This window comes from Providencia sp. PROV223, from assembly GCF_028479245.1.
Lineage (GTDB): Bacteria > Pseudomonadota > Gammaproteobacteria > Enterobacterales > Enterobacteriaceae > Providencia > Providencia rettgeri.
In genome coordinates, this window is the sequence record NZ_JAMPNG010000014.1 from 15,018 (window position 1) to 25,263 (window position 10,246).

Genomic DNA, 10,246 nt, shown 5'->3' on the forward strand with positions numbered 1-10,246 from the left:
AATTATATTATCTATACTTCAAGTAGTCTAAATGGGATTTTAATTGCAATTTGAACTATTTTGAATAGCTTAACATTGTCGAAAACGGTGATATTAACCAACTGAGTTATTTTGTTTCCCTTGAAAATCAAGTATGGTTTTCTAATGGTATAATTCCATGTAACCCAATAGACTTGTGTTAAACTCTTTTAAAGAGCGTCTTATTTACTGCAGCATACTTAGCTGCATTTTCTTCTTATTTCTGCAGTTATTTGGTTAAATATTAGCTAAACTAGAAAAATAAGAGAATTGAAAGAGCCTGCAGACACAGGAATTTTTTAAAACCGTTGTTTGTGGCATGATCTCTGCTCAAAATAGCAGGCAGACAGCAAATTAGGCGCAAGCACCAGAACGTTTTTAATAGGAGATTTCGATGTCACATTTTGGCAGTCAGGAACAATTAGCATCTCAAATGGCCCTTGTGCCTATGGTCATAGAGCAAACTTCTCGTGGTGAGCGCTCGTATGATATTTACTCACGTCTATTAAAAGAACGTATTATCTTCCTGACCGGTCAAGTGGAAGACCATATGGCGAATTTAATCGTCGCTCAGATGTTATTTCTTGAAGCAGAAAACCCTGAAAAAGATATTCATTTGTATATTAATTCACCAGGTGGCGTTATTACCGCAGGAATGTCAATTTACGATACGATGCAGTTTATCAAGCCTGATGTAAGCACTATTTGTATGGGGCAAGCTTGTTCCATGGGGGCTTTTTTATTGACGGCGGGTACCAAAGGTAAACGTTTCTGCTTACCAAATTCACGCGTGATGATCCACCAACCGTTAGGGGGTTATCAAGGCCAAGCGTCAGATATCGAAATCCATGCCCAAGAGATTCTTAAAGTGAAATCTCGAATGAACGAGTTAATGGCTCTGCATACGGGAAAATCCATTGAAGAAATTACTCGAGACACAGAGCGTGACCGTTTCTTATCTGCAAATGAAGCAAAAGAGTATGGTTTAGTCGACCAAATTTATAGTAGCCGTTAATGGGTTAACTTTTGGTATAATTAGTTCATACCATAAACTATTTTAAAGAAAATCGTTGTTTTGTTTTTTTAATCAACGAAAACAAAACAATATGGATAAAAGTGAGGTCAACTGATGACAGATAAACGCAAAGAGGGGACAGGAAAACTGCTTTACTGCTCTTTCTGCGGAAAAAGTCAGCATGAAGTACGTAAGCTGATTGCCGGTCCGTCAGTCTATATTTGTGATGAATGCGTAGATTTATGTCTCGATATCATCCGTGAAGAAATCAAAGAACTTACGCCGCATCGTGAGCGTAGTGAACTGCCTACACCACATGAAATTCGGCAGCATCTTGACGACTATGTCATCGGTCAAGAAAAAGCGAAAAAAGTTTTAGCTGTTGCGGTATATAACCATTACAAGCGCTTACGTAATGGTGATAAAACCAGTGATGGTGTTGAATTAGGTAAAAGTAATATTTTGCTAATTGGACCAACAGGTAGTGGTAAAACACTTTTAGCTGAAACTTTAGCGCGTTATTTGGATGTACCATTTACAATGGCTGATGCAACGACATTAACTGAAGCTGGTTATGTTGGTGAAGACGTTGAAAATATTATTCAAAAATTACTGCAAAAATGCGATTACGATGTTGAAAAAGCCCAACGTGGTATCGTATACATTGATGAAATTGATAAAATTTCACGTAAATCAGATAACCCATCAATTACCCGTGACGTTTCCGGTGAAGGTGTGCAACAAGCACTTCTGAAACTAATTGAAGGAACTGTTGCGGCAGTACCACCACAAGGGGGACGTAAGCACCCTCAGCAAGAGTTTTTGCAGGTTGATACCTCAAAGATCCTCTTCATTTGTGGCGGGGCATTTGCAGGGCTCGATAAAGTGATCGGTCAGCGTTTAAATACCCGTTCAGGTATCGGTTTTGCTGCAGAAGTGAAAGGTGAATCAGATAAAGCAACGGAAGGCGAATTGTTAACGCAGGCAGAACCAGAAGATTTAATTAAATTTGGTTTAATCCCTGAGTTTATTGGTCGCTTGCCTGTTGTTGCAACATTAACTGAATTAAGTGAAGAAGCATTAATTCAGATTCTGAAAGAACCTAAAAACGCATTAACTAAGCAATACCAAGCCTTATTTAGTCTTGAAAATACAGAGCTTGAGTTCCGTGAGGAAGCATTAAAAGCCATCGCTAAGAAAGCCATGGCACGTAAAACCGGAGCTCGTGGTTTACGTTCTATTGTTGAAGCTGCATTGTTAAATACGATGTATGACCTTCCTTCAATGAGTAATGTTGAAAAAGTTGTCGTTGATGAAAACGTCATTAATGAGCAATCAGAGCCGCTATTGATATATAGCAAACCTGATGCTCAAGCTTCCGGCGATAACTAATCCCATATAAAACGTTCAATAGTTAATCAAACGAAATGAGGGGTTTCCCTCATTTTGTTTTTTATGTTCAACTAGCCATTGAATGCTAAAATCTTGTCCCCATATAGTTTATATTCTGAGGTGTGGTTTCCTTGTTTTAGAAAGCAATTTTAAAGCAAGAGACAGAAACCCTTAAACTAGCGTGAGCTAAACGAAGAGAGAGCTTTATGAATCCTGAGCGTTCCGAACGCATTGAAATACCAGTATTGCCTCTGCGTGATGTAGTGGTATACCCACATATGGTGATCCCACTGTTTGTTGGACGTGAAAAATCCATTCACAGTCTGGAAGCAGCGATGGATCATGACAAGCAGGTAATGCTGGTTGCACAAAAAGAAGCCTCGACTGATGAGCCAGGGGTGAATGATTTATTTGCTGTCGGTACAGTTGCATCCGTTATTCAGATGTTAAAACTACCTGATGGTACCGTTAAAGTCCTTGTTGAAGGCCTACGACGCGCACGTATTACCAGTTTGACAGATAATGGCGAATATTTCTTAGCGCAAGCAGAGTATTTGGCAACAGAGCAAAATAGTGAATCTGAACACGCACCGTATGATGAAACGGCAGCGGGTTCTCAATCATCAGATGCACTTGATGAAAAAGAAAACGAAGTATTGTATCGCACTATTGTTAGTCAGTTTGAAAGCTATATAAAACTGAATAAAAAGATTCCACCTGAAGTACTAACTGCGTTACATGCAATTGAACAAGATCAGCTAGATAAACTGGCAGATACCATTGCCTCTCATATGCCATTAAAATTAGCAGATAAACAACGCGTTTTAGAAATGGCAAATATTGCTGAACGCGTAGAGTTTTTGATGGCCATGATGGAGTCAGAAACTGAGTTGCTGCAAGTGGAAAAACGCATTCGTAACCGCGTTAAAAAACAGATGGAAAAAAGCCAGCGCGAGTATTATCTGAATGAGCAAATGAAAGCTATTCAGAAAGAGCTGGGTGAAATGGATGATGCGCCAGACGAATATGAATCGCTAAAACGTAAAATCGAAGAAGCGAAAATGCCAAAAGAGGCACAAGAAAAAGCCGAAGCAGAATTGCAGAAGCTGAAAATGATGTCTCCGATGTCAGCAGAAGCTACTGTTGTCCGTAGCTATATTGATTGGATGGTGCAGGTTCCATGGCATAAACGTAGCAAAGTCAAAAAAGACTTAGTTAAAGCACAAGAAGTGTTAGATACCGACCACTACGGTTTAGAGCGTGTGAAAGACCGTATTTTAGAGTATCTGGCAGTGCAAAGCCGCGTCAGCAAAATTAAAGGGCCAATCCTTTGCTTGGTTGGGCCTCCGGGTGTAGGTAAAACCTCTTTGGGGCAATCTATTGCTAAGGCTACGGGTCGCCAATATACACGTATGGCATTAGGTGGGGTGCGCGATGAAGCTGAAATCCGTGGTCACCGTCGTACTTATATTGGTTCAATGCCAGGTAAGCTGATCCAAAAGATGGCAAAAGTCGGCGTCAAAAACCCACTATTTTTACTGGATGAAATTGACAAAATGTCATCTGATATGCGTGGCGACCCAGCCTCTGCATTACTAGAGGTGCTTGATCCAGAACAAAATATTGCCTTTAACGACCACTACTTAGAAGTGGATTACGATTTGTCTGATGTGATGTTCGTTGCAACATCGAACTCAATGAACATCCCTGCACCATTGTTAGATCGTATGGAAGTGATTCGCCTTTCTGGTTATACAGAAGATGAAAAACTGAATATTGCGAAAAGACATTTGCTGTCTAAGCAGATTGAACGTAATGCGTTGAAAAAGAATGAGTTAACTATCGATGATAGTGCTTTAATGAGCATCATTCGCTATTACACTCGTGAGGCTGGAGTTCGTGGTTTAGAGCGCGAAATCTCTAAATTATGCCGTAAAGCGGTTAAAGCGCTACTTATGGACAAAAAGCTCAAGCACATTGAAATCAATGCGGACAACCTGAAAGATTATCTGGGAGTTCGTCGTTTTGATTACGGCCAAGCAGACACAGAAAACCGTGTTGGGCAAGTTACAGGCCTTGCTTGGACTGAAGTTGGTGGTGACTTACTCACTATTGAAACTGCTTGTGTGCCTGGTAAAGGCAAACTAACCTATACCGGTTCTTTAGGTGAAGTGATGCAAGAGTCTATTCAAACCGCATTAACGGTTGTTAGAGCTCGAGCGGAAAAACTGGGTATTAATAGCGATTTTTATGAAAAACGCGATATCCATGTGCACGTACCTGAAGGGGCAACGCCAAAAGATGGTCCAAGTGCAGGTATTGCGATGTCTACAGCATTAGTTTCTTGCCTAACGGGTAATCCGGTGAGAGCAGATGTTGCTATGACGGGTGAAATTACATTAAGAGGGTTAGTTTTCCCAATTGGTGGCTTAAAAGAGAAATTATTGGCGGCACACCGTGGAGGGATTAAAACAGTATTAATTCCTAAAGAAAACGAACGTGATTTAGAAGAAATTCCTCAAAATGTGATCGCAGATCTTGAAATTCACCCTGTGAAAACGATTGAAGAAGTCTTATCTTTGGCTTTAGTTAATCCTCCTTTTGGAGCTGAAGTAGTTAAAAAGAAAGCTAAAAGAGTGAGCTGAATCAAGAAGTTTGTATAAAATTAAGGCTGACAGCTAATTTAGGGCTTGTCAGCCTTTTTTTTCATCGCTAATTTAACGATGATTCTGATAATTGTTTGTATGCAATCTGTTCTCTTGCCATTGGTAATCAGGATTGATATAACGGCTGCATCATTAATTAACTATACTAATAACTGCTATAGTTAATTAAGAGATTTATAGTCCAACTAATATGGGGATGATAAGAGTGAATAAAGCTCAACTGATTGATCAAATCGCTTCTGATGCGAATATTTCTAAAGCTGCAGCAGGTCGTGTTGTTGACGCGTTCGTTGCTACCGTAACGGGTTCTTTGAGTAAAGGGGACGATGTTGCTCTAGTTGGCTTTGGGACTTTCTCTGTTCGTGAGCGTGCAGCACGTACAGGCCGTAACCCTCAAACGGGTAAAGAAATTAAAATAGCTGCGGCGAAAGTTCCTGCTTTCCGTCCAGGTAAGGGTCTTAAAGACGCTGTAAATAGCTAATTAGGTATTTAAGTTTGTCTTTCTCGTATTTTTGCGAAAACTCAAACTGACGGAATGTCTTTAATCAGCTAATATATAAGCGCACCATTGAAATGGTGCGCTTTTTTTTCTTTCTGAGTTAAGATTAGCGTATTATCAGGAAATTGAATTCAACAAAGCGGAGTTAAGCCTTTTTATGATGGAAAATTTACGCACAAAGGCGAATAGTCCTTTGCTCAAAATAATACTGGCGCTGATTATCCTTTCATTCGTGTTGGGTGGCGTTATGATGGGTGGCCTTGGTGGCAACAGTGCAAATAATGCCGCTGAAGTTAACGGGCAGTCAATAAGCCGAGAGCAGCTACAGCAGGCTTTTCAACAAGAGCGCCAATCATTACAAGAGTACCTGGGGGATAAATTTTCAGAAGTCGCTAGTAATGAAGAAAGCATGAATTTACTGCGCCGCCAAGCTCTTGATAACTTGATTAACAATGAATTGATTAATCAGTATGCTAATGAACTACAACTCTCAGCAAGCGATCAGCAAATTGAGCAATATATTTTCTCAATGCCTGTTTTCCAAACAGATGGCCGGTTTGATAGCGAAAAATATCGTGAGATCTTAAGCCGTAACAACATTAATGCAGATAGCCTTGCGGCTCAAATTCGCCAAGATCTTACACGTGCTCAGCTAGCTAAAACCTTTACTGGAACGGATTTCGCTTTACCATCTGAAGTTAAAGCGTATGCTGAATTATTTATGCAAGAGCGTGAAATTCGCACTGCAATTTTAGATTTAGCAGAGGTTCAAGCAAAACAAACAGCCTCTGAAGAAGAATTAAAGTCCTATTATGATGCTAACCAAAATAGCTTTATTTCACCTGAGAAGGTGCAAGTAAGCTATGTTGAAATGGATGCAGCATCGATGGCACCAGCGACAGTGTCTGATGAAGAAGTAAAAACCTATTATGAGCAAAACCTGAAAAATTATACTCAAGCAGAGCAAAAGCAGTACAGTATGATTCAGGTTGCTTCTGAAAAAGAAGCGAATGATATTCTGGATGAATTAAAACAAGGTGCAGACTTTGCAACGTTAGCCGCTGAAAAATCAACGGATAAATTCAGTGCAGGGCAAAAAGGCCTGATTGGTTGGATGGAAGCTGCATCAACGCCAATCGAAATTGTGGATGCTAAATTAACAGAAAAAGGGCAACTTTCGGCACCTGTTAAATCACAAAATAGCTATGTTATTTTTCGTTTAGATGATATTAAGCCAGAATCGATTAAACCGTTTGAGCAAGTTGAAGAAAGTATTAAAACTAGCTTGCTTCAAGATAAAAACATTAAGCAATTCTATGACTTACAGCAAAAAGTCAGTGAAGCGGCCACGAGTGATATGGAATCATTAGTATCAGTTGAATCTGTATCTGGTTTGAAGGCTGTGACAACGGATTGGTTTGATAGAACAAACCCACCTGCTGCGCTTAATTTCCCTAAAGTGGTCAGTGAAGTATTTAGCGATCGTTTAGTGGATAAAAATGGTTCTAAAGGAATCAACTCAGACGTTATTAACGTGGAAGGTGACCGTGCATTTGTTGTGCGTGTTACAGAGTACAAACCTGAAAGTGTTGAACCTTTTGAACAGGTTAAGTCAGAAATTGAAACACTGGTTAAACGCCAAAAAGCCGAAGCAGAGTTGAAAGCTACGGGCGATAAATTACTTACTGAGTTAAAAGCGGGTAAAGGGGCTGAAGCTCTAAGTGCCACGGGTGTTAAATTCTCTGATGCTCAAACCGTTTCTCGTTTAATGCCACAAACAGCGGTTATCAATGCGACAATGGAAATGCCACAACCTGTTGATGGTAAACCAAGCTACGCACTTGCGCGTGATGAGTCTGATAACTATGTGGTTATTCAGCTAGATAAAGTAACATTAGGTCAGCCAACGGATGACGAGTTAAAACAACTAACTCGTGAATACCAAGGCGCTATGAGTTCTGCGGTTAACGAAGCTTTGATGCTTAACTTGCGTGAAAATGCAAAAATTGAAGTGCTGAATATTGAATAATTGCGAGCAGCTTCGCAAGTAAAATTGTAACGTTATGAATAGAAGGCCACCTTTGGGTGGCCTTTCGTATTTTTAATTTTATTAAAAAGTGTTCCATATTTTTCTATGGCATCGTTGTGTCTCAACATACACAGGAGAACAAATATGTTATGGAATTCAGTCAATAAATGCAGATTAGGTATTGTTCTGCTCCTTTCTTTATTATGCTCATTTTCTTCTTTTTCTTTGGCTAAGAAAATTGAGCCAGAAAAAGCCACTACGGCTGTCACTCAAGAAAAACAAGTAAGTAATAACTCACCATCAACTAACCATGAGCAGTCTGACAAGGTAAATATTAACTTAGCAGGTGAAGAGGAACTTGCCGAAAAACTTAATGGCATAGGTAGGCAAAAAGCTAAAGCTATCGTTGAATATAGGCAAAAATATGGGGCTTTTAATTCCATTGAGAATATTTTAGAAGTTCAGGGGATAGGTCCTGCATTTTTAGAAAAGAATAAAGATAAGTTAACTTTGTAACTAAAATCCCCCATACAAAGTATGGGGGAATATATTTAAGGTTAATAATTAAGCAGAAAACTAAGCATCTTGTAAATAATTTGGGAGCTAAGTCTTATTCTTGATAATCATTCAGCACATTTTCCGTACATTTGTTATTTTTATGTTATTAAAAAATAAACTGGTCGGAGTAGTTATGACAACACACATTAAAGTTCATGGTTATCATATAGATGTTTTTCAGCACGTTAATAATGCACGTTACTTAGAATTCTATGAAGCAGACCGCTGGGAATGGATGAATAAACGCAATTTTATTAGGTGGGCTATAGAAAACAATTTAACAATAGCTGCGGTGAATATTAATGTAAATTATATACAAGGTGTCTTACTCGGTGATGAGCTGACTGTGGTGACCCGTATGGACAAAATAGGCAGTAAAAGCGCAGTATGTTATCAACAAATTATTCGCACTAAAGCAGGAATTCAAGAGGTTGTTTCAGATGCTTATGTGACATTTGTTTTTATCAATAATATCGAGAATAAAGCAATTATTATCGATGAACAGCTGCGTGAGAAGTTAGAGTCATTCAAGGTGGGTTCTGAAGATTTTATTCAAAACTAGCCTACCATTAGCTTGAATATTACGAATAAGCTAATGATAGGCTGTGTGTTTGACTAATTCATTATGGCTTTTGCTTTAATGAGAGCATGATGGCTTCTTTATCATTTAAATATTCATTTAAGCCCTTGCTCCTTAAATGGCAGGCAGCACATTCACCGCAACCATCACCTTGAATACCATTATAACAAGTCAGTGTTTGCTGCCTGATGGTTTCAAGGTGGCCATAACTGTCGGCAAGAGCCCATGTTTGGGCTTTATTTAACCACATTAATGGGGTTTCAAAGCGAATATTTTTGGCAAGACCGAGGTCTACAGCATGATTGAGGGCTTTGACAAATTCATCTCGGCAATCTGGGTAACCTGAAAAATCAGTTTCACAAACACCGGTTATCACCGCTTCTGCTTTTACTTGGTAAGCATAAATTGCTGCTAATGTGAGGAATAAAATGTTGCGCCCTGGAACAAAAGTGCTGGGTAAAGTACTGGACTCGCTTTCTGAAAAATCAGGAACTGGGATGTTATCTCGAGTTAAGCTGCTGATTGCTAATTCATTGAGTAATGTGACATCTAACACTTTATGTGCTGTAGCACCTAAAGATACGCTCAATTTCTGTGCGACTTCGATTTCAAAACGATGGCGCTGGCCGTAATCAAAAGTAACACAATGAACTTCATCATAGTTTTGCAAAGCTTGAATAAGACAGGTTGTTGAGTCTTGGCCTCCGCTAAAAACCACAACTGCGCGTTTCATAGGTACTCCTTGGTGATATATCATTATCAAAATGTGATGGAAAGAGAGTAAAGCATGTTAGCGATACTGGGATGTAATTCATAGTTCTATTTTTATCAAATTAGTTTGATTGAAGGACTATTTATATGCTGATTTGGTTATCTGTATAAAAATATTCTATAATCATGGTATTTGGTAACATTTTTATTGTTTTTTAATTATTCAATTTTGCATAATATAGTTATACAGCTAATAAAATAACGATAAAAGCACTTACACCCAAGCCAAGAGAGTAATTATGTTAGATAAAATAGACAAAAAACTGCTTTGTTTATTGCAAAATGACAGCAGCTTATCCTTAAATACCCTTGCGGAAGCTGTTAATTTAACCTCTACTCCGTGCTGGAAAAGATTAAAAAGGCTTGAAGATGAAGGTTATATTCGAGGGCGAGTCACTTTACTCGATGGTGAGAAGTTAGGTTTAGGTTTAACGGTGATTGTGACAATTAAAACACAGCATCATAATAGTGAGTGGTATGAGCAATTTGTTTCTTTTGTTAGTCAACTTCCTGAAGTTCTGATGTTTTATCGTATGGCTGGGGAGTATGATTATCTTATGCAAGTGGAAGTTCATGATATGAAATCATATGACTTGTTTTATAAAAAGTTAGTTAATGGTGTTCATGGTTTAATCGATGTAACTTCAAGCTTTGCAATGGAAAAAATCAAGTATACGACAGTATTGCCTATTCCTGATTAACCCTGTAATAACTTAGA

The 10,246-nt window shown here is 38.8% G+C and carries 9 protein-coding genes; 8 read left to right on the plus strand and 1 reads right to left on the minus strand.

All coding sequences use genetic code 11. From position 1 onward, the window contains the following. Positions 1–412: 412 nt before the first annotated feature. The 7 genes from clpP (at position 413) to PR767_RS15275 (ending at position 8,739) form a co-directional block, all read left to right on the plus strand. A complete protein-coding gene (gene clpP, locus PR767_RS15245; RefSeq protein WP_004905443.1) occupies positions 413–1,033 on the plus strand; it encodes an ATP-dependent Clp endopeptidase proteolytic subunit ClpP in 621 nt (206 codons plus the stop codon). Positions 1,034–1,147: 114 nt separating this feature from the next. Further along, positions 1,148–2,425, plus strand: a complete 1,278-nt coding sequence (clpX, locus tag PR767_RS15250) for an ATP-dependent protease ATP-binding subunit ClpX (RefSeq protein WP_004914518.1) — start codon at positions 1,148–1,150, stop codon at positions 2,423–2,425. A 206-nt stretch (positions 2,426–2,631) separates the two neighbouring features. Then, the gene (gene lon / locus PR767_RS15255; RefSeq protein ID WP_004914515.1) at positions 2,632–5,070 is read left to right on the plus strand and encodes an endopeptidase La; all 2,439 of its coding nucleotides are present in this window, start codon (positions 2,632–2,634) and stop codon (positions 5,068–5,070) included. A 226-nt stretch (positions 5,071–5,296) separates the two neighbouring features. Beyond that, positions 5,297–5,572, plus strand: a complete 276-nt coding sequence (gene hupB, locus PR767_RS15260) for a nucleoid-associated protein HU-beta (RefSeq protein ID WP_004914513.1) — start codon at positions 5,297–5,299, stop codon at positions 5,570–5,572. 175 nt (positions 5,573–5,747) lie between these two features. After that, entirely contained in the window at positions 5,748–7,619 is a 1,872-nt protein-coding gene (gene ppiD / locus PR767_RS15265; RefSeq protein WP_272520561.1) for a peptidylprolyl isomerase, read from the plus strand. A gap of 144 nt (positions 7,620–7,763) precedes the next feature. Then, complete coding sequence (locus PR767_RS15270; protein ID WP_109911895.1) at positions 7,764–8,135, plus strand: ComEA family DNA-binding protein; 372 nt, start codon at positions 7,764–7,766, stop codon at positions 8,133–8,135. A 175-nt stretch (positions 8,136–8,310) separates the two neighbouring features. Beyond that, positions 8,311–8,739 (plus strand): acyl-CoA thioesterase, encoded by a 429-nt coding sequence (locus tag PR767_RS15275; protein ID WP_109911896.1) that lies wholly within the window; start codon positions 8,311–8,313, stop codon positions 8,737–8,739. 61 nt (positions 8,740–8,800) lie between these two features. Here PR767_RS15275 and queC read toward each other — a convergent pair whose 3' ends face one another. Continuing rightward, the gene (queC, locus tag PR767_RS15280; protein ID WP_109911897.1) at positions 8,801–9,490 is read right to left on the minus strand and encodes a 7-cyano-7-deazaguanine synthase QueC; all 690 of its coding nucleotides are present in this window, start codon (positions 9,488–9,490) and stop codon (positions 8,801–8,803) included. Positions 9,491–9,767: 277 nt separating this feature from the next. Between queC and PR767_RS15285 the strand changes: the two genes are divergently transcribed. Continuing rightward, positions 9,768–10,229: an Lrp/AsnC family transcriptional regulator gene (locus PR767_RS15285; RefSeq protein ID WP_004905429.1), complete on the plus strand. Its 462-nt coding sequence runs from the start codon at positions 9,768–9,770 to the stop codon at positions 10,227–10,229. The last annotated feature ends 17 nt before the right edge of the window (positions 10,230–10,246 follow it).

Bases quoted from the DNA above. Each gene is read 5' to 3' on its own strand.
- clpP (WP_004905443.1), top strand. From the start codon at position 413: ATGTCACATTTTGGCAGTCAGGAACAATTAGCATCTCAAATGGCCCTT.
- clpX (WP_004914518.1), top strand. From the start codon at position 1,148: ATGACAGATAAACGCAAAGAGGGGACAGGAAAACTGCTTTACTGCTCT.
- lon (WP_004914515.1), top strand. From the start codon at position 2,632: ATGAATCCTGAGCGTTCCGAACGCATTGAAATACCAGTATTGCCTCTG.
- ppiD (WP_272520561.1), top strand. From the start codon at position 5,748: ATGATGGAAAATTTACGCACAAAGGCGAATAGTCCTTTGCTCAAAATA.
- PR767_RS15270 (WP_109911895.1), top strand. From the start codon at position 7,764: ATGTTATGGAATTCAGTCAATAAATGCAGATTAGGTATTGTTCTGCTC.
- PR767_RS15275 (WP_109911896.1), top strand. From the start codon at position 8,311: ATGACAACACACATTAAAGTTCATGGTTATCATATAGATGTTTTTCAG.
- queC (WP_109911897.1), bottom strand. From the start codon at position 9,490: ATGAAACGCGCAGTTGTGGTTTTTAGCGGAGGCCAAGACTCAACAACC.
- PR767_RS15285 (WP_004905429.1), top strand. From the start codon at position 9,768: ATGTTAGATAAAATAGACAAAAAACTGCTTTGTTTATTGCAAAATGAC.